Source organism: Pedobacter cryoconitis (genome assembly GCF_014200595.1).
GTDB lineage: Bacteria > Bacteroidota > Bacteroidia > Sphingobacteriales > Sphingobacteriaceae > Pedobacter > Pedobacter cryoconitis_C.
This window is the reverse complement of record NZ_JACHCG010000001.1, coordinates 204,608-223,176: the sequence shown is the minus strand read 5'-3', so window position 1 is coordinate 223,176 and position 18,569 is coordinate 204,608. Positions and strand designations below refer to the sequence as shown.

18 protein-coding genes are annotated in these 18,569 nt (G+C 37.8%); 10 read left to right on the top strand and 8 right to left on the bottom strand.

The genetic code is table 11. From position 1 onward, the window contains the following. Positions 1–32: 32 nt before the first annotated feature. The 3 genes from HDE70_RS01030 (at position 33) to HDE70_RS01020 (ending at position 6,322) form a co-directional block, all read left to right on the top strand. The gene (locus HDE70_RS01030) at positions 33–2,426 is read left to right on the top strand and encodes a TonB-dependent receptor (protein WP_183887480.1); all 2,394 of its coding nucleotides are present in this window, start codon (positions 33–35) and stop codon (positions 2,424–2,426) included. Between the two features lie 44 nt (positions 2,427–2,470). Next, a complete protein-coding gene (locus HDE70_RS01025; protein ID WP_183867541.1) occupies positions 2,471–3,682 on the top strand; it encodes a DUF4374 domain-containing protein in 1,212 nt (403 codons plus the stop codon). Positions 3,683–3,907: 225 nt separating this feature from the next. Next, positions 3,908–6,322 carry an outer membrane beta-barrel family protein gene (locus tag HDE70_RS01020; protein ID WP_183887478.1) on the top strand — a complete coding sequence of 805 codons (2,415 nt, stop codon included), beginning with the start codon at positions 3,908–3,910 and terminating at the stop codon, positions 6,320–6,322. Here the strand turns inward: HDE70_RS01020 and HDE70_RS01015 are convergent. Continuing rightward, positions 6,319–7,278 (bottom strand): MBL fold metallo-hydrolase, encoded by a 960-nt coding sequence (locus HDE70_RS01015; protein ID WP_183887476.1) that lies wholly within the window; start codon positions 7,276–7,278, stop codon positions 6,319–6,321. The genes HDE70_RS01020 and HDE70_RS01015 overlap by 4 nt on opposite strands. A 220-nt stretch (positions 7,279–7,498) precedes the next feature. Here HDE70_RS01015 and HDE70_RS01010 point away from each other — a divergent pair, with 220 nt between their 5' ends. Continuing rightward, positions 7,499–7,723 carry a hypothetical protein gene (locus tag HDE70_RS01010; RefSeq protein WP_183867538.1) on the top strand — a complete coding sequence of 75 codons (225 nt, stop codon included), beginning with the start codon at positions 7,499–7,501 and terminating at the stop codon, positions 7,721–7,723. Between the two features lie 119 nt (positions 7,724–7,842). After that, the gene (locus tag HDE70_RS01005; protein ID WP_183867537.1) at positions 7,843–8,013 is read left to right on the top strand and encodes a hypothetical protein; all 171 of its coding nucleotides are present in this window, start codon (positions 7,843–7,845) and stop codon (positions 8,011–8,013) included. 15 nt (positions 8,014–8,028) lie between these two features. Here the strand turns inward: HDE70_RS01005 and HDE70_RS01000 are convergent, their stop codons facing one another. Next, the gene (locus HDE70_RS01000) at positions 8,029–9,486 is read right to left on the bottom strand and encodes an ATP-dependent RecD-like DNA helicase (protein WP_183867536.1); all 1,458 of its coding nucleotides are present in this window, start codon (positions 9,484–9,486) and stop codon (positions 8,029–8,031) included. A 52-nt stretch (positions 9,487–9,538) separates the two neighbouring features. Between HDE70_RS01000 and HDE70_RS00995 the strand changes: the two genes are divergently transcribed. Genes HDE70_RS00995 through coaD form a run of 3 tightly spaced genes read left to right on the top strand, consistent with a single transcriptional unit; the run spans position 9,539 to position 11,367 of the window. Further along, positions 9,539–10,372 carry a DUF3822 family protein gene (locus HDE70_RS00995; protein ID WP_183867535.1) on the top strand — a complete coding sequence of 278 codons (834 nt, stop codon included), beginning with the start codon at positions 9,539–9,541 and terminating at the stop codon, positions 10,370–10,372. Next, the gene (locus HDE70_RS00990) at positions 10,363–10,902 is read left to right on the top strand and encodes an RsmD family RNA methyltransferase (protein ID WP_068402444.1); all 540 of its coding nucleotides are present in this window, start codon (positions 10,363–10,365) and stop codon (positions 10,900–10,902) included. Before HDE70_RS00995 ends, HDE70_RS00990 begins: the two co-directional genes overlap by 10 nt. A 3-nt stretch (positions 10,903–10,905) precedes the next feature. Further along, entirely contained in the window at positions 10,906–11,367 is a 462-nt protein-coding gene (coaD, locus tag HDE70_RS00985; protein ID WP_183867534.1) for a pantetheine-phosphate adenylyltransferase, read from the top strand. Here the strand turns inward: coaD and HDE70_RS00980 are convergent. Beyond that, positions 11,342–11,986, bottom strand: coding sequence for an NUDIX hydrolase (locus HDE70_RS00980; RefSeq protein ID WP_183867533.1), 645 nt, complete (start codon positions 11,984–11,986; stop codon positions 11,342–11,344). The two genes, coaD and HDE70_RS00980, sit on opposite strands and share 26 nt — an antisense overlap. A gap of 215 nt (positions 11,987–12,201) precedes the next feature. On the opposite strand from HDE70_RS00980, the gene pyrE reads away from it, so the two are divergent. Together pyrE and HDE70_RS00970 are read left to right on the top strand one after the other, a co-directional pair. Continuing rightward, a complete protein-coding gene (gene pyrE / locus HDE70_RS00975) occupies positions 12,202–12,864 on the top strand; it encodes an orotate phosphoribosyltransferase (RefSeq protein WP_111632118.1) in 663 nt (220 codons plus the stop codon). Between the two features lies 1 nt (position 12,865). Next, positions 12,866–13,264, top strand: coding sequence for an SRPBCC family protein (locus HDE70_RS00970; protein ID WP_183867532.1), 399 nt, complete (start codon positions 12,866–12,868; stop codon positions 13,262–13,264). An 83-nt stretch (positions 13,265–13,347) separates the two neighbouring features. On the opposite strand, the gene HDE70_RS00965 is transcribed toward HDE70_RS00970, so the two are convergent. The 5 genes from HDE70_RS00965 to HDE70_RS00945 all read right to left on the bottom strand — a co-directional run bounded on the left by HDE70_RS00965 (position 13,348) and on the right by HDE70_RS00945 (position 18,404). Further along, positions 13,348–14,799, bottom strand: a complete 1,452-nt coding sequence (locus HDE70_RS00965) for a nicotinate phosphoribosyltransferase (RefSeq protein WP_183887474.1) — start codon at positions 14,797–14,799, stop codon at positions 13,348–13,350. A gap of 16 nt (positions 14,800–14,815) precedes the next feature. Further along, on the bottom strand, positions 14,816–15,655 hold the full coding sequence (prs, locus tag HDE70_RS00960) for a ribose-phosphate diphosphokinase (RefSeq protein WP_183887472.1): 840 nt from the start codon (positions 15,653–15,655) through the stop codon (positions 14,816–14,818). A 109-nt stretch (positions 15,656–15,764) separates the two neighbouring features. Beyond that, complete coding sequence (locus HDE70_RS00955; protein WP_183867529.1) at positions 15,765–16,472, bottom strand: NUDIX hydrolase; 708 nt, start codon at positions 16,470–16,472, stop codon at positions 15,765–15,767. A gap of 164 nt (positions 16,473–16,636) precedes the next feature. Beyond that, positions 16,637–17,443, bottom strand: a complete 807-nt coding sequence (locus HDE70_RS00950) for an endonuclease/exonuclease/phosphatase family protein (protein WP_183887470.1) — start codon at positions 17,441–17,443, stop codon at positions 16,637–16,639. A gap of 49 nt (positions 17,444–17,492) precedes the next feature. Further along, on the bottom strand, positions 17,493–18,404 hold the full coding sequence (locus HDE70_RS00945; RefSeq protein WP_183867527.1) for a DMT family transporter: 912 nt from the start codon (positions 18,402–18,404) through the stop codon (positions 17,493–17,495). Positions 18,405–18,569: the final 165 nt, after the last annotated feature.

Below are 18,569 nucleotides of genomic sequence, written 5' to 3'. Positions count from 1 at the left end.
ACTAACAGTATAAACACACCCATATTAAAATAATGTCATTTCGAAAAATTCTACTTTCATTAGCTATAACGGCTCTATCCTTCGCTGCATACGCACAAAACCCAGCTACAATTTCAGGATATGTCAAAGACAGTACATCGGTAATCACAGGTGCTACGCTGTTCTTAAAAAACACGAAAACCGGAGCTGTTACTGGCAACGACGGATACTATGAACTTAAGGGGATATCGCCCGGTAATTATACGATTATCGCTTCTTACATGGGGTATGTATCCAGCTCAAAGTCATTATCCTTAAAATCCGGACAGCAAGTTTCTTTATCTTTCAATTTAAAGAAGAATTTTCAGGAACTTGATAATGTTGCCATTACTGGTAAAACAAAAAGTCAGGAAATCAAGGAATCGGGGTTTGCTGTAAATGCGATCGACCTTAAAAAGTTTGCTAATACTACAGCTGATCTTAACCAGGTGCTGAACAGAAGTGCTGGTATTAAAATCAGAGAACAGGGCGGATTAGGTTCTGATTTCAAATTCACAATGAATGGCCTTTCTGGTAAACAAGTTAAATTTTTTCTGGATGGTATTCCAATGGAAACCTTTGGAAGTGCAATGTCACTCAACAATATTCCTGTTAACCTTGCTGAAAGAATTGAGATTTATAAAGGCGTCGTCCCTGTAGAGCTGGGTTCAGACGCATTAGGTGGCGCTATAAATATTGTCACAGATCAGCATACTAAAAAGTTTCTGGATGCGAGTTATAGTTATGGGTCTTTCAATACGAGCCGCGCTGCGCTTGCAGGTAGATTTACGACGGATAAAAGCGGACTGATTTTCAACTTTAGTGGTTATCATAATTATTCGGACAATAATTATTTAATGCGTAACAATCCGGAATATGGTGCACCGATACAGGTCAATGAAGGCGGGGCGGTTGTTCAAAAAGATGCTTATCGTTTCCATGATGCTTATAAGTCTACAATGGGACAAATGGACGTAGGTGTAGTTAATAAATCATGGGCTGATCAATTGTCTCTGGGCTTCCTTTATTCTTCTTTGTATAAAGAAATACAGACCGGCGCAAGTCAGAATATTGTTTATGGCGGTGCGACTAATAATGAGCAATTTTTCCTGCCCAGCCTTAAATACAAGAAAAATGATTTTCTGTTAAAGGGTTTGTCAGTAAATGCAACAGCTTCTTATTCTACTACAAAATCACATGTAACGGATACTTCAGGTTATAAATATGGATGGGGAGGAATTGTAAAACCAGAAGAGATTGCCGGCGAAATCGGAGGTGTAAAAACTATCTACCGTTATAAGAATAATACAGCTATCGGAAGGATAAACATGGCTTATAAGATTGATGACCAGCAAAGTATTAATCTGAATTATAGTTATAGCCATTTCAGCCGTTCCGCTAAGGAAGAGTTGGGCAGACTAAAAGATAATCCATTCGCTACTCCGAATACGATCACAAAAAACATTGTGGGCTTTGCTTATCAGCGCACTTTATGGAACGACAAACTGACCATTACACCATTTGTAAAATACTACGGATATGGTGCTTTTGTACCCAATGCAGTTTCTTTAGGGGGCTCCAGCGGATGGGAAAATGCAGACAGCCGGACGCATCAGGATAATTTCGGTTATGGATTAGCTTCCAGATTTAAAATCAATGAAAATGCAGGGATTAAAGCTTCGTTTGAGCATGCTTATCGTCTGCAAGAGCCTGATGAGTTATTTGGTGACGGTATAAATGTGGTCTCAAATACGGCCTTAAAGCCGGAGAAAAGTGACAATATCAATGTTGGCTTATATTATCATTACCAGATGAATGACCATAGAATTGCTTTTGATGCTTCTTATTTCTATAGAAATGCGAAAGACTTTATTTATATGGCTGTACCTGCTGGCAGATATTCTAACTATCTGAACGTAGGTAAAGCAGAAATTAGTGGAGTAGAAGGTGAAGTGAGCTACAACTATCGCCAGCTATTGGAGGTTTCTGTGAATGCAACTTACCAGAATGCAAGGAATAACCAGGAATTTCAGGCCGGTAGTACGACAATTAAAGATGCCACTTTCAGGGATAAAATACCTAATCAGCCGTGGGTATATGGAAATGCCAACATTGGCATTGGTAAAAATGATCTGCTGGGTAAAGATTCACGCCTGCAATTTAACTGGTCAACTCAATATGTACATTGGTTTTATCTAACCTGGGAATCACTGGGCAGCAAAGAATCCAATAATAAAATACCAAGTCAATTAACGCATAATGCAAGCCTGGCTTATTCATTTAAGAATGGCAGGTATAATATTTCTGCCGAGTCTTTTAACGTTACCAATGTGATCGCTTATGATAATTTCAGATTGCAAAAACCAGGCAGGTCATTTTATGTAAAACTGCGCTACTTCATTAAATAATCAATAAACAAACACCATTTTATCCTTAAAACAAACTCAATATCATGTTAAAAACAGTCAATAAACTTTTCCCTTTACTTGCAGCTGTCGTACTTATTTCAGGACTTTCTGCTTGTAAAAAAAACGACAGCAAAACAACGGACGAAAATCCTCCTGTAGTTCAGAGTACTTACAGTCTGAGAGTATCTTCGGGATCACCTGCTGCTGAATATATTTTGCAGACAGGCTCTTTAACAAGTGGTACTGCAACCCTTGTAGGAACAGGAGTAGCAACGACTCTGACTACAATAACTGCCAGAAACGGATTTTATTATGGAATGAACGATGCAGGTAACCTGGTAAAGTATACCTCTAACAATAAAGTTAATACTGTTGTTAAGGAAATTCCATTTACGCAAATCAGCTGGGCATATTATGCTAGTTTTTACAAATGGAAAGATGATAAAACGCTTGTCCTGTTCAGTTCGAACGGATCGGTTCAATTTGAATATGCCATTCTTAATGTAGAGACGATGGCCATTACTGCCAGCGGTAAAATAAATGTTCCGGGATTACTTAAGGATCACTATTTCTGGGGATATGCAGCTACGATTACTGATAACAAAGTGAACCTTACCTATACACAAAATGCAAATGGTGGTGACAATCTTTCGGTAGATACAACTTACCTGGCTACCTTTGATTATCCTGCAATGAATAACGTGAAAGTAACAAAAGATACAAGGTTCACTTTACCTGAGCATTATTCTTTAAATATGCCAAACTCATTCGTAGAAAATGGTAATTCTTATTTTATCGCATCTCCAAATATCTGGACAACTTCGAATAAAAATAAGCCATTCGGTATTTACCGTATAAAAAACGGAGCTTCGCAAATTGATCCAGACTATTTCTATGAATTAACAGACAGAAATAAAGAAGAAGCCATGGGATTATTTTACATCGGTAACGGAAAAGCCATCGTAAAATTCATAGATAAAACTCAGATTACAGACTATAAATCTTATAGCGTTGGATATATCGCTGATTACTATGTAGTAGATGTTGTAAACCAAACTAAAACCAAGTTGAATATCCCTAAAAGTATCAGCGGCAGCTTTATAGAAAATGTGCTGGTTGAAAATGGAATAGTTTCTATAGCAGCACAAACGGCAGATGGATACTACATCTACCAATATAACCCGTCAACTTCTGCGGTAACCAGAGGTTTAAAACTGGAAGGTATTACTTCTTTGTCACGTTTAGAAAAACTTTAATTTCATAGCTCTCTTCCCGTTTTATTGCTGCCGGGACAGCTTAAGAAAGATAAAGCGGCTATGATCTGGCCGCTTTATCTTTTTCTGATATTTCTGAGCATCTCCCTCCGTTTCCGATCTTACAATCCTCTACATTAATGATAAAATCAAAAGGCAGCAGAAACAATTAATTTCCTGTTTTTTTATATATTTAATTTTCGCTCACCGATCCAAATATATAACCTCTTGAAATCTATACTTACCGCTACGTTACTCCTGCTTTTAAATGGCAGTCTTTTCGCTCAATATAAACTTACAGGTACTGTAAATGACCAGCAAAATCTCCCTCTACCTTACACAGGGGCCATCTTATCAGATTTAACCCGCTCAAAAACCCAAACTGTAACCGCTGATAGTTCAGGCATTTTCATTTTCAGGAATTTAAAGAAAGGTAAATATCAGCTGAGTTCGAATTATATTGGTTTTCAAAAAAACAGTATTGACCTTTTTATTTCTGCCGACACCGCTATAAAAATAGTGTTACAATCTTTAAATAATCAATTGAATGAAGTGGCCATTAGTTCTGGTAAACCTGCTGCTTTAATTAATAATACCGAGAAACTGACCTATAATGTTTCGAGCAGTGTTACTGCTACCGGAACCGATGGATTAACGGCAGTCAGTCAGATCCCATGTGTAAAAGTCAGCAATAACGAAATCTCCAGTGCGGGTAAAGGACAGTTAAAAGTAATGATCAATGGACAAGTTATTCAGCTTGCGGGCTTAGATCTGATGCGGTATTTGAAATCAATGTCTGCCAATCAGATTTCAAAAATAGAGCTGATTAAAAATCCTTCTGCAAACTTCGACGCAGACGGCAATGCTGGCCTGATTAATATTGTGACTAAACAAAGCAAGAAACAAGGTTATTCAGGAAACATACAATTGAATGGTAAACACTGGATACATGACCAGAAAACTATTTATGGAACAAGTAATTTCTATGCATTGAATGGTAGCGCTAATCTGAACTATAATTCAGAAAAGCTCTCCGTTTACAGTAGTGTGAATCTGGATAAGGATCATCATCTGGAAGGGTTTCAAACCGACTTGTATTATCCCAAACAAACCTGGTTACAAACCGATACCGGAGATTACACTTATCATAATATTAATGTAATTGCCGGAGCCGATTATAAACTGAGTCCTAAAACAACTATCGGACTATCTTATCTTGGCGGACGCGGTGTTTATGATGGCTCCGACCACGTGAACAATCCGATATATAACAACTCCGGGAAGTTGGATTCAACCTTAAAAACCTATGCGACTTATCATCCTGTTGCTTTGAGCAATTCAATTAATATGCACACCATTGTGAATTTTGATACCACCGGAAAAAAGCTTTCCTTAAATGCAGATTATTATAACTATTACCGCACAGATCGTTCTGACTTTGAAAGCAGTGGTTATTTACCAGGGCAATCCAATGCAGCAAACAATACCCGGTATTATGATACAAATAAGCAAAATATCAACATTTATACTTTTAAGGCCGACGCCGAATTACCAACTCACTATGGCTTATTATCTTTTGGTGGTAAACTGAGCTTTATTGATAACTATAGCAATGCTTTTTATTATAATAAGATGAATACAAATGATTTGGTTTATAATACAAACCTGAGTAATGAATTTGATTATACAGAAAACACGCAATCCTTGTATGCCAGTCTGAATAAAGAAATGGGTAAATGGAGGTATCAGGGTGGTCTGAGGACTGAATTTACGCAAACCAAAGGTTATTCCTATACAATTAATCAAACGACAAACAACAGTTATGTTAAGCTGTTCCCTTCTTTATTAATTGCTTATCAAGCGGATAAAGATGATAGTTTCTCTTTCACGCTTGGCAGACGGATCAACAGGCCTTCCTTCTGGAGCCTTAATCCGTTTAAGTCGTTATTTACGGCTTATAGTTATGGACAGGGTAATCCTTATTTACAACCAGAATACAATAATAATTTCGAACTCGCCCATACCTATAAAAGCAATCTGACCACTTCTTTATTTTTAAATGTAACCGACAACGGATTTACAAATGTCACGATTGCAAGGCCGGATACAAATCTGGTTTATACCACGCCATTAAACTTCATTAAAACTTATAGATACGGTATTGCTGAGAGTTATTCTTTAAAACTTTTCAGCTGGCTGGATAATAATAACCAGGCTACATTTTATCATACCAATGCGAATTCCAGCAATAGCAGCTTCAAAAATATCAGAGGTTATGGTCTGTATCTCGCCAGTAATAATACCTTCTATTTGAATATAGAGAAAACCTTTGCTATAGCAGCCAGCTTCTGGTATCAGTTCCCTGAAATTGATCATATCGGCAGATCAGGAACTTCTTATAAACTAGATCTGGGCATAACTGCCCTCGCATTAAAAAAGAACCTGAATATAACCTTCAATGTCAATGATATTTTCAGAAGCAGTGCGACATCCTTCACCACTGATGTCAATGGGATCAAACAGCAGTTTACCAACTTTCAAATTAACCGTTATGCACAGTTAAGCATGAGTTATCGTTTTGGAAGTAAACCTGCCAAAAACCGGGAGACAGGCAACGAAGATGAACGCGGAAGAAACCATTAAAACTCCAGGTATTTTCCCTGTTCCGGAAAAACAAGCTTCAGCCCCAGTTGATTTTTCTGTTTCAGTTCATTGACCAGGTATGCTTCTTCTTTATCCCATGCTTTAATGTGCGTAATCACAATGGAAACTTTTTGCAAAGCTTCAACTCCGGTGAGTTTACTCAGCTTGGTTAACTCTACCATCAGCAAACGTGGTGTTAAATGCCCGAATAATTGATCTTCAGGCTGCTTATCAGAAAAAGATGTTTCAATGAATATTGCTTTTAACTGGTTCTTTAGAATCAGTGGGGCTACTTGTTTCCAAAGCTTCTCTAATTGCGTGTTTTTCTCTATTTCATCTGCTCCTGTATCCCCCAGGTATAATAAAGAACTCTCCTGATGGCCGATTAAAAAAGCTGTACTTTCATAACCAGGCCCATGGCTCAAAGGAAAAGCTGTCACCTGCATTTCTGTACCCGTCAGTTCTTTCTTTACCTGCGCTTCAAGTGGTACATAAGTATATTTACTCAAACGCGGCATCTCCCCTTCGTTCGCAAAGTTAGCCCAGGCTTTCCACGTAAAATACTTGTCTCTTAATACTTCAATAACAGATGGAAAAGCGTAAATATTCTTTTTTGAGTCATCAGGAGAGTTCATGATCAATCCGGCAATATGATCCAGATGTGCATGTGAGACCAGGTAACCTTTAATGTTATTTTTCAGGACCTCACCGGCAGGCCCTTTAAATAATTGATTGCTGATCGCTACATCTAATCCGTGTCTTATTGTTCCGGCATCGGCAGCAATAAAGTTCTCGCTTCCTATTGGTGCAATCAGATAAGCTGATAAATTACTTTCATCCAGTCCACCCTTGGTACCCAATGGGATAACTTTAAAAGATTTTTGATTTTGAGCATAACCCTGGATAAAAACAAGGTTTGATAAGAGCAAAAGAAAAAAGTATAATTTCTTATTCATAGGTTGATCACATTTGATAAAATTCCAATTTATCTTTATAGTTTTATAAATGATTTACGCGGTTGAGTGATGTTGTTATGCTAAATCATTTTTTCTTAAAAACATAGGTAACAAAAATGCGTAAATTAATACTAATATCCTGTAGCAGTCATGTTAAGATATCTGATCATGGCAAGGTTCCTGCGTATATCAATGGGAATCAATTTATTAACAACCACGTATGAGAAGTTTAAAAATTAATATCGAAGACGATGTTTACAGTATATTACATCCAATAGCAACCATCAATCTTTACAAAATCGTACATCCAAAGGGCTCATTTGAGATTACAAGAAGACGATATACCGGAGAATGGAGAGTTTTGTTACAAACAAACAAGTCAGTAACCTTACCGATTGCACCAATTGGAAAAGCAATAGAGGAAAAATTGGGTATAGTGAACTAAATCGTAATCAGCCACATACCGTTGATTTTATTGCCCAACCTGTTCGCTGCGATACCCATATTGCATTATTTATGGCGGGGTAATAATTTATATTTATTACCTTCACAAAAAAAAACAATATGACTATTTCCACAGTTTTAGAAAATCACGAGATTTCAGCACATACGGAACGTTTAGGAACGACAGAAGTTACTTTCATTGTTCTTGCTTTATGCGTAATTATAGCGACTACGGCAATTTACTTTTCTTTTCTTAGAAAAGCTGCTCACACTGAAGACGGAAAACACTAAGCTGTTTGCTGATATTTAGTACTGCTCTTCGGATGGATCTCTAAATAAGTTCTGCGCAAAGTTAACCAGGAACAATTCCTGTTTAGCCCTGGTAATGGCAGTATATAACCAGCGCAGAAACTCAAGATCTACCATTTCGTCGGTCAGGTATCCCTGGTCTACAAATACTGCATCCCATTGACCACCCTGTGCTTTATGGCAGGTTACTGCATACGCAAACTTAATTTGCAGCGCGTTATAATATGGGTCTTCTTTAATCGCCAGCATCCGCTCCCGCTTATTTGTAATATGCTCATAATCTTCTACTAAACCTTCAAATAACTTTTTGCTGTCTTCATAAGGTAAATTAGGCGTTTCTGCCTGTAAGGTATCCAGCATGACCTTACAAGTAACCTGGCCTGCTTCGGGGTAATCCAGGAATTCAAGCTGTACTTCAGAAAACCTGAAACCATACCGTTCTTCTTCGTTCCTTACTCTCACAATTCTGGCCATATCACCATTGGCGATAAAAGAAGTCGATTCATTATCCGGCAACCAGAAATAGTTATTCCGGACAACCATGATCTGATCTCCGCCAGTCAGCTCTTCTTCACGATATAATAATCTTGCTCTGATTTGCTGGTTGTAAACATTCGCAGATTTATTAGAACGGCAAACTACCAGAGAATTTTCGATATCGAATTTCCTGTAGGCATATTCCAATCCTTCGACAAGTTTCACTCCTGTCATCCTGAAAATATCTTTATATCCTTTCGTGAAAAATTGTGGTAAGGCTACTTTCTCCTCTCCATTTCCTTCTGCTATATTTTCAATATGGGTATTGATCAGATCCCGCAGCATGGAAGCATTCGCCAATATTCCGGATTCTCTTCCTTGCCTTACCACCTCTCTCAATTCCGTTTCTGTGACCCTTAATCCAAAATTCTGAGCGACATACTCTTTATTCAATGCCGGGGATTCCAGGCTACCTACCGGGGGCAGCTGTGCAGTATCACCAACAAATAGTACAGCGCAATTTTTACCATTGTAGATAAACTCCATTACATCTTTCAAAAAAGAAGATCCATTCTGGGTATTCCATTCATCGGCAATCATTGAAGCCTCATCAATAATAAACAAAGTATTTTCTGCAAGATTTGGCGCCAGTTGAAATGACATATCCAGCCCTACCGCAGACCTTTTTCTATATATTTTTTTGTGAATAGTTAAGGCTGTTCTGCCCGAATAACTGGTCATCACCTTCGCAGCACGCCCCGTTGGAGCGAGTAAAACCGATCTGAGCTTAAATTTCGGCAAAACCTTTACCAGTGCAGCAACCGATGTAGTTTTACCAGTACCGGCATATCCTCTGAGGATGAAACACCTGTTATCCAGCTCTCCAGACAAAAAATCAGCCATTTGCTGGCAAAAAACAAACTGTTCAGCAGTGGGTTGAAATTGGTAAGACTGGGCAATTATTGAGGCTTTATCCATTTTACAAATATGCAATGGTGTGGTTATAGAAAAAAGAATTAATTTTGCTAAGATGAACAATAGTAAAAACAGCATTTTATTAGTGGATCCGGAATTTGATCCTAATACTGCCTCAGCCTGTAATTTGTTGTTGAAAATTACCGGCGATAGTTTTTCATATGCCATAATTGATAAAAACAGCAAGCAGTTAAAAGCCGTATTTGATCAGCAGGAGTGTGAAGACATCACCACTGATCTGGCCGCTATTTTAAAAAATGATAGTTACCTTAAGTTACCATTCAGGGAAATCAAGGTTTCTGTATATACGCCAAATACTATTGCTGTTCCGAATGAATTTTTCTGTAAACACGATCTGAATACCTACGCTAACTTTTTCAGCGAAGATCAATCAGGTACTTTATATACACGTGCTTTTGCGCGCTTTGGCTTCACTTCGGTGTTTAACCTGGAGAAATTCACTGAGCAAACTTTAAACACCTTCCTGGCCAGCGCTGCACGTTATGAGCAGAATGCACCGGTTCTGGCATTGGCAACCAGTGTAGAAGGTACTTCTTTATTACTCGACTTCACAGTTGGTTCTTTTAATGCTTTATTACTGGATGAAGGCAAGATGCGCTTCCAGAATACCTATCAGATGGAGAATGCAGAAGAATTTAACTATTACCTGGTTCTGCTGATTCAGGAATTAAAGTTAGATCCGGCAACTACACCTGTATTAATCAGTGGAATTATTCATCAGAACGATGGTTACCATACCTGTCTGCATAAATATTTCAATCACATTCATTTTAACCTTCCTCCTGCTAATGATATTGATCATGCTATCTTAGATGATATGCCTGCTCACTATTACAGCAGCTTATTAGCTCTGGACTTATGCGTATAATTGGCGGTAAATTAAAAGGTATCCGCATGAATGCGCCTGCCAGTCTTCCTGTAAGACCTACTACAGATATGGCTAAAGAGGCCCTTTTCAATATTTTATATAATACTTACGATTTTGACAGTTGCAGTGTCCTGGATTTATTTAGCGGCACAGGGAACATCAGTATTGAATTCGCTTCACGCGGGATAAAAGAAGTAACGGCTGTCGATAAGCATTCCGGTTGTATCTTCTGGCTTAAATCAGTTATTGAAAAATATGAGCTGAATGAAATTACGCTGCAAAAGGCAGATGTATTCAAATTCCTGGAACAGCATACTAAAAGTTATCAGATCATATTTGCAGATCCGCCTTATGATTTGACGAATATCCCACTTATTCCACAATTGGTTGCGAAAAATAAGTTATTGACCGAAAACGGATTACTAGTTGTAGAACACCCTTCTTTGTTAAAATTAAAAGATCAGCCAGGCTATAAAGAGACACGCCGTTATGGTAATTCTTCTTTCAGCTTTTTTAACTATACACCGTAGACTATGAAAATAGCCCTGTTCCCGGGATCATTTGACCCATTAACCATCGCACATGCTGATATTTTAAAGCGTGCATTACCATTATTTGATAAAGTAGTTGTGGGTATAGGGCTGAACAGTTCTAAACAAAGCTTTTTATCGGGACAGGTGCGCGAAGAAATCGTAAAAGCCGTATTTGCAGATTATGACAATATTGAAGTTCAATCTTATGAAGGCTTAACAGTTGATTTTTGCAGAAAAATCAATGCTTCGTATATGATTCGTGGAATCCGTTCTGTAGGTGATTTTGAATATGAAAGGGCAATTGCGCAGATTAACCAGACAATGATGCCAGAAATGGAAACGATCTTTATTTTGAGTAAGCCTGAGTATTCGGCCATTAGCTCCACCATAGTCCGGGATATTCTCCGGAACCATGGTGATGTAACGCCTTTTCTTCCTAAGGAAGCTTTATTTTTTCTTTAGATACTTTCTCTTTGATCAATTTACCTGCTTTCAGCACGTCAATGATAGAAGGATAAGTATTTTTCAGCACTGGTTTAAGGTCAGCTGCGGTAAGCCATTCTGCTTTAGTAATGCCTTCTTCTTTTTGCGGGATCAATTTAGGGCTTCCTTTGACCGTCATGCTATACCAGTTGGTTCTTTTCAGGACTAACCTGGTCCCCATTTCATAAACATGATAGGTTTTGCATAATCTTTCATCGTTAGTATTGATTTTTACGCCGCATTCTTCTTCAACTTCACGTCTTCCGGCATCTTTAATACCCTCTCCCTTTTCAACTTTACCTTTTGGCAAGTCCCACTTTTTATTTCTAAAAATAAACAGGTATTCATCCTTTGCATTCATCACCAGGCCACCAGCTGCTTTAATGACCGTTAAGCCAGCTTTCATTTGTTTAAAAAGTGATTTTGGATCAGCAGTAACCAGTACATACTGTTTTGCGGATAACTTACTCAATCCTTCATAGAAAGTTTCAAAGTTAAATCCGTTTTCCTCCACAAGCTCAACAGGTTCCGTGTGCGAAGGCACTTTGTTCGCAATTAGCAGTGTATTATCGTTTATGTAAATGGTGTAATTTTTCATTGGTATGATCGTTAGTATGTCAGCTTTCAAAAGCTGGTTAGGTGTGCTTATTTATGAAATAAAAGTATAAAAATTATGTACGATACAAAGAGGAATCGAATATTATTTAGTTTTAATCCCACTGGTTTCTAATTATCACATTGATTATCAATCGGTGGCAAAAAAAGGACAAATCCTTTATGGAATAAAGGTATTATTTTGAGTAATTTTGGAACATGTATAATAAAAGTGATATTGAATTAAAGGTAGCTGAATTTTTACTTCAAATTAAAGCAATAAAATTACAACCGAATAACCCTTTCACATGGGCTTCAGGTTGGAAATCCCCAATTTATTGTGATAATAGGATAACGCTCTCCCATCCGTCAGTTCGAACATACATCAGACAGAAACTTACGCAGTTGATACAGGAAGAATTTGGTTCTGTTGATGTAATTGCCGGAGTTGCAACTGCTGGTATTCCTCAGGGTGTATTAGTTGCTCAGGAATTAGGATTACCATTTGTTTATGTAAGAGCTAAAGCTAAAGAACATGGAACGGGTAGCCTGATTGAAGGAGAAATCATTGAAGGTCAGCGCGTAGTTGTAGTAGAAGATTTAGTTTCTACTGGTAAAAGTAGTTTACAGGCGGTACATGCATTAAAAAATGCTGGTTTGTCTGTTGCAGGTTTAGTTTCTATCTTCACCTATGGCTTTGACATAGCGGAAGAAAACTTTAAAGAGGCTAAATGTCGTTTTGCAACGTTATCTAACTACAATACCTTGATACAGTACGCTGCCGAGAATAGTTTTATCGCACAAAGTGATGTGGATATCCTTAACCAATGGCGCAGAAACCCATCAGAGTGGGGACAGAATTTTGACCAAAATCCAGTATAAAATGACCGTTATTGAAAGTGCCACCACAGTAAACCAACCGGTAGCTAAAGTTTACGCTTTTTTAGCCGATATGAACAATCATCAGCAGTTAATGCCTGAAAACATTTACAACTGGACTTCTACAGCAGACGATGCTAGTTTTACCATTCAAAATATGGCTAAGCTGGCAATTAAGATTTCCAGCAGAGTGGAAAATCAGGAATTGATTGCAATTCCTTCTGAGAAAGCTCCTTTCGACTTAGAATTGAAATGGACAGTTGCGGATAATGGTGATGGTACAACAACAGCTACACATATCATTTCAGCAGACCTGAATATGATGATGAAAATGCTGGCTGCGGGGCCTTTAAAGAAACTTGCAGATCATCAGACTGAACGTTTAAGCGAGATATTAAAATAAAAACATCCCATTGAGTTCATGGGATGTTACAGAAAGAGCAAATAGCTGAATAAGTTATTTGCTCTTTTTTATGTAATAGCAGATTATAATTGACCGGTTAAAACCTCTTCTTGTGCTTTAACCAGTTCTCTTATCGCAGCTAAACTGGTTTCTTTCATCAATTTACCATCTCTGTATACCACCTGCAATAAAGAATCAGCTTCTTCGGCTGCGCTGCACTGATCCTTAGTCAGATATTCATTACCTTCTTTTTTCAGGCAAAGCATTCCTTTCAACGATTTCTTTTTATGGTCAGTGATCGGATCTTTCTCAATTTCTCTTGGTTCCCCGTCAACTTCTACATAAGTTGCTTTGATAGCGAAACCTAAAGTATCACGGCTATGGTTTCTCAAAATACCACCGACACCAATAACCAGGTTACTGGCCGCATAGCCCATCTCTTTTAAACGGTCAAGCGTTCTGATATATCTTTCCAGATACATCCCATCACCATAAATCAACCCTACTTTTGGATTTAAGACTTTGTATCCCTTGCTATTTAAAGAAGAACCAAATTTTTCATCCAATAAACGAATGGCACCTTTCCACTCATTAGTTCCAGGTTCTGCCTCAGGATTTCCACAAATAATGTATTCAGGATTTCCACTATCTGGTCTGAAGACAACTTTACCATCTCTTTTCAGAATATCTTCTTTCAGGATTTCAGCAAATTCCGTTAATACTTTATAAACATCAAAAGTATCAGAAACAATAGATACAATTCCTGTTGGATATAACTCCAGCATATGACGGAAAGCACCAATTTCATCTTCTCTGCCAAAAGAGCACATTACACTGTGTTCACTGGCTGGTACAGAAAGCATAATCGGAGCCCCATTGATATCAGCGTTATAATATTCAACCGCACAAGGCAAAGCAGGTACATTATCGCTGCCCAGGAACGATAATAAATGTGCAACCCCACTAATTGCTGCACCTTCTTCTGAAGCGTCTCCACGGTATCCAAAATCATGCACCTGGAAATCTTTTGCACCTTCCATTTCAACCTCATCGGTTTCATTGAAATAACGCGTTACAATTTTACGGTACTGATGGCTGCAAGTAGCCACGGTAATTGTGTACCATAATTTTAGCAGTAAACTTTCCATAAATCCAACTACCCAATAAAAATCAGGATGCGTATTAGTGATCGTCATCAGCACATTTTGAACAGGCATAATCGTACCTTCTTCAACGGCTTTAATTTCTATTGGCAAGTAACCTAATGCACACAGCGCCCTGATTTTACTTTCTACTTCTGGAGAATTGCTTCCCAAAATCAGTTTGCGGTAAGTCAGAAACTCCTCACCCATTTCTTTGGTAATTGGTTCAGACAGATATTGTTTGATATAATATTGAAGTCCGAAAAACACGGTTTCATTAAAATTCTTATCACTTCTTGCAGTCAAATAAGAATATACTTTATTACATCCTGGAGCATATTGCTCCATATGGCCCATTTTGTAAACATCGGTTTGTAAGAGGATATTATTCATCTTTAATTTCTTTAAGTTATAATTCGATCAGATCAGCTAATGGAATTCTGCTGATCAATGTTGATTCACTATCTTTAATAGAGTCTGTTGTATAGATATGATCTATCCACTCCGCAAGCTCCGTTTCTCCATGAGACATAATACCATGAGAAACAATCAGGCTGACTTTACCAGCATTGCGTTTCTTTAATTCTTTAGCTACCCCTATAAAAGTGGCACCACCATCACAAATGTCATCTATGATAAAACAAGCTTTACCACCAAGGTCATCCTGATCAACTGTGATCTGTTTGATTTTTCCGTTGCTGACATCTCTAACTTTATTACATAAAATGATATCACTGGTGTATTGTAAAGCTTCGGCTAGTTTATAGATTTTTTTCAGTGCACCAGCATCAGGAGAAACCAGCAGGTAGTCACTATGGTTATGAAGTACTTTTTTAGCCAGACTTGAATTAGTGATCAGTTCACAATTGTCCAGTAAGGCAAGAGATACTTCTGAGTGTACATCAAAGATATACACCTTATCAAAGCCGCAGCTGTTAATCAGGTTACACATCACCTTAATTGATAAAGGCTCACCTCCTACCATTACCCTATCCTGACGGGCATAAGGCAAATAGGGAATCAATACGCTGATATTTTTACTGCCGTTGCGGCGTAATGCATCCACAGCAAGCAACAACTTCATGACGTCATCAGAATTATTAAGTCTCGCAGAAATCATCACTTCTTCTGCCTTACCTTGTAACTTGATGTGTACTTCCCCACCGCTAAATAAAAAGCTTTTAGCATCTATTTCCTCTAAAGAGGAATTGAAGGGTTTAAATCCGGTTGATAAATTTAATACTTTCATATCTATTTGCGTTATAATGACACAAATTAAAGTCTTTATTATTTCTTATGCAAATTTAATTTGCGTTATTTTAACACAAATTAAATTAAAAACTCATAAACAACTGATATTAAAGGAGTTTATTGAGATCGAAACCATTAACTTTAAGCTGCTTATATTTTTCTTTGTCAAAAGAGTAAAGTTTTCCTGGCCGTCCGGCACTTAAAGCCGGGGCCTTTTCATCCAGTTCAATAACCAGGCCTAAAGACATTACTTTACGTTTAAAATTGCGGCGGTCAATATCATGGCCTAACAATTCCATATATAATTGTTCCAGGTTAGAGAAAAGAAATTTAGGATCTAGCAGTTCAAAGCCGATTGGCTCATAGGTGATTTTTGCTCTTAAACGGGCAATAGCTTTTTCAACCACTTCTTTATGATCAAAAGCTAATGGTGGAAGATCATAGATATTAAACCAGGCCGCTTCAGACGCATCTGTGGAAGCAAACAAGCTGAAGTCTGAAGATTTAACCAAACCAAAATAAGCTACAGAAATAATGCGCATCCGCGGGTCACGTGATGGTTTGCCGAAAGTGAAGAGTTGTTCGAGATAATTTATAGAGACCCCTGCTTCTTCGAGTAATTCCCTTTCCACTGCTTCTTCCAGCGTTTCATGATTCAGCACAAATCCACCTGGAAGTGCCCACTCATTTAGAAAAGGTTCGATTTTACGCTTAATCAGCAGTACAGAGATACCGTTTTCCTGATTATATCCAAAAACAATGGCATCAACTGTAACTTTAATATCCTGATCGATCTTAGGCGTAACTTTATTCATTTAAACAGATTTTGTTACAAAGTAATAACATTAATCGGTCAATTGAGCGTGATAAGTTAAAGATGTAGAAGAGATCTATGTTGGAAGGGTGTTGGAAGGGTATACGACCCTTCCAACACCCTTCCAACATAGATCACTAACCGATGTTAGACTATCCTTCTATTTTACAAAAGCGAAAACTTCATAAACACAGGCACGTGATCAGAAACCCTTCTTGCTTCCTTCAGATCATCGAATGCTGTATAAAAAGGAATGATGCCTGCATTGATACAATTAATCTTCGCCTGATTATAGAAAAAGTTATCATAAGCGGAAGCAAGACAATTACCATTGATACATTTCTGTTTTAATGAAGTTTTTTGATTGGTGAATGCAGGTGGATATCCCATTCCCTTCAATGGATTAAAAACCGAATGCGATTCTGGTAAATTGAAATCACCGCAAAAGATCAATACATCAGAAGGGTAATTTTCCGGCAGATACTTTAAATACTTAATCTCAGTTTCTGGTTGCTTTGCTTTTGGAATCGCATGCATGGTGACCAGTGTAAACTGCTTTTTACCGAGTTTGAACCTTGCGAAATAAGGTTCCCTGGTAATTTCAAGGTTATATTTTTTCTCCAGCCAGGCCTCCCCTATTTTCCCGGTTCTGCTGGTTTTCCAGATAAAAGCATAACGTTCTTTGCTATATCTGTCACTCGAGGTACCATGGCTGATGGTATAATCCCACTTGGTTCCTGTACGGTTCAGCGCATCACTTAAACGCGCAACCGCCATTGGCCCACCCGGCCCGGCTACCACTTCCTGAATGGCTATTACATCACAATTTCTCAGTGTTTGTGCTATAAAATCTATTTGTATATCGGTCTTTGATTTTCCAAAATCTTTTAAATTCCACGAACAAACAGTTAAGGTCTGTCCAAATGCAGTAAATGAAAAAAGAAGGAAAAACACAATTGTAAATCGTTTCAAATCGTAGTCTTTCTTTTAAGAATGAATAATATTTTTTTTGCGGAGGAGCTTAAGAGCTGTGTAAAGGTTTCTTTTTCAGATTCTGTACATTCATCAATACAATGGCACTAATGATCATCAAAATTCCAGTCCATTGCAATAAATTAACAGGTTCCCTTAACAAAATATAAGCGAACATCACTGAAACCGGAAGTTCTACAGAAGCTACAATTGTTCCCAGGCTGATCCCGGTATGCGGCATTCCACTGGTAAAAAGCAGCGGAGGAAGAATGGTTCCGAAAAAAGCAAGAAATAAACCCCATGGCCAGAAAATACCGAAGTTAAAATTCGAATAAGAATTTGTACAGAAAATCAGAATAATAGCAATTAACCCACCAGCAAGCAACCACAAACTCCTTTTCAAAGGACGCATATGTGTCGCGATACTATTAGAAGAATATAAAGATATGGTGTAAGATGTTCCAGCTGCCAATCCCCAGGCTACCCCTCTCCAGTCCAGATTATGTACATCCGAAAAGATATTGGTGGCCAGTGCCGTTCCCATCAAAACAATAACGGTCGCTACTATTTTTCTGCGTGAAGGCATTTTTTTATCCAGTACAGCTTCCAGTAATAGCCCCATCCAAACAGATTGCATTAATAAAACAATCCCTACAGATACAGGAATAAATTTGACTGCAAAATAATAAAACACACTGGTCAGCCCTAAAGAAGTACCACCCAGCATTAATTTTAAAATTGATCCTTTCTCCTGCTGCGCATCTTCTTTTGCTTTTGATTTATTCTTGATTAATATATTTAATAAAAGCATTCCCGTAAATCCAATTGTAAACTGAGAAGTTGTCACCTCCGCAGTATTGAACCCATGCTCATAAGCCATCTTAACCACTGTTGCCAACGCACCGTAACTTGAGGCACCAAGTCCTACTAATAAGGCGCCTTTGAGTAAGTTTTTTTCCATTATATTGTATTCGTATCGTTTTTTTATTTGTATTCGTAATAATTCTGATGCAAAGAAACTCATTCAAAATTTAAATTCACTATGTTTCCTGAATACTGGTCTGTCCTTCCAAATTGCAGACAAATCAGAAAACACATCGCAATTATTTTTAAAATCAGACAAAAA

Coding starts and splice junctions, on each gene's coding strand:
- HDE70_RS00945 (WP_183867527.1), bottom strand. CDS start 18,404: ATGGAAAAAAACTTACTCAAAGGCGCCTTATTAGTAGGACTTGGTGCC.
- pyrE (WP_111632118.1), top strand. CDS start 12,202: ATGTATAATAAAAGTGATATTGAATTAAAGGTAGCTGAATTTTTACTT.
- HDE70_RS00990 (WP_068402444.1), top strand. CDS start 10,363: ATGCGTATAATTGGCGGTAAATTAAAAGGTATCCGCATGAATGCGCCT.
- HDE70_RS01010 (WP_183867538.1), top strand. CDS start 7,499: ATGAGAAGTTTAAAAATTAATATCGAAGACGATGTTTACAGTATATTA.
- HDE70_RS01030 (WP_183887480.1), top strand. CDS start 33: ATGTCATTTCGAAAAATTCTACTTTCATTAGCTATAACGGCTCTATCC.
- HDE70_RS00955 (WP_183867529.1), bottom strand. CDS start 16,472: ATGAATAAAGTTACGCCTAAGATCGATCAGGATATTAAAGTTACAGTT.
- HDE70_RS00980 (WP_183867533.1), bottom strand. CDS start 11,986: ATGAAAAATTACACCATTTACATAAACGATAATACACTGCTAATTGCG.
- HDE70_RS00970 (WP_183867532.1), top strand. CDS start 12,866: ATGACCGTTATTGAAAGTGCCACCACAGTAAACCAACCGGTAGCTAAA.
- HDE70_RS00995 (WP_183867535.1), top strand. CDS start 9,539: ATGAACAATAGTAAAAACAGCATTTTATTAGTGGATCCGGAATTTGAT.
- HDE70_RS01000 (WP_183867536.1), bottom strand. CDS start 9,486: ATGGATAAAGCCTCAATAATTGCCCAGTCTTACCAATTTCAACCCACT.
- prs (WP_183887472.1), bottom strand. CDS start 15,655: ATGAAAGTATTAAATTTATCAACCGGATTTAAACCCTTCAATTCCTCT.
- coaD (WP_183867534.1), top strand. CDS start 10,906: ATGAAAATAGCCCTGTTCCCGGGATCATTTGACCCATTAACCATCGCA.
- HDE70_RS00965 (WP_183887474.1), bottom strand. CDS start 14,799: ATGAATAATATCCTCTTACAAACCGATGTTTACAAAATGGGCCATATG.
- HDE70_RS01015 (WP_183887476.1), bottom strand. CDS start 7,278: ATGAATAAGAAATTATACTTTTTTCTTTTGCTCTTATCAAACCTTGTT.
- HDE70_RS01025 (WP_183867541.1), top strand. CDS start 2,471: ATGTTAAAAACAGTCAATAAACTTTTCCCTTTACTTGCAGCTGTCGTA.
- HDE70_RS01005 (WP_183867537.1), top strand. CDS start 7,843: ATGACTATTTCCACAGTTTTAGAAAATCACGAGATTTCAGCACATACG.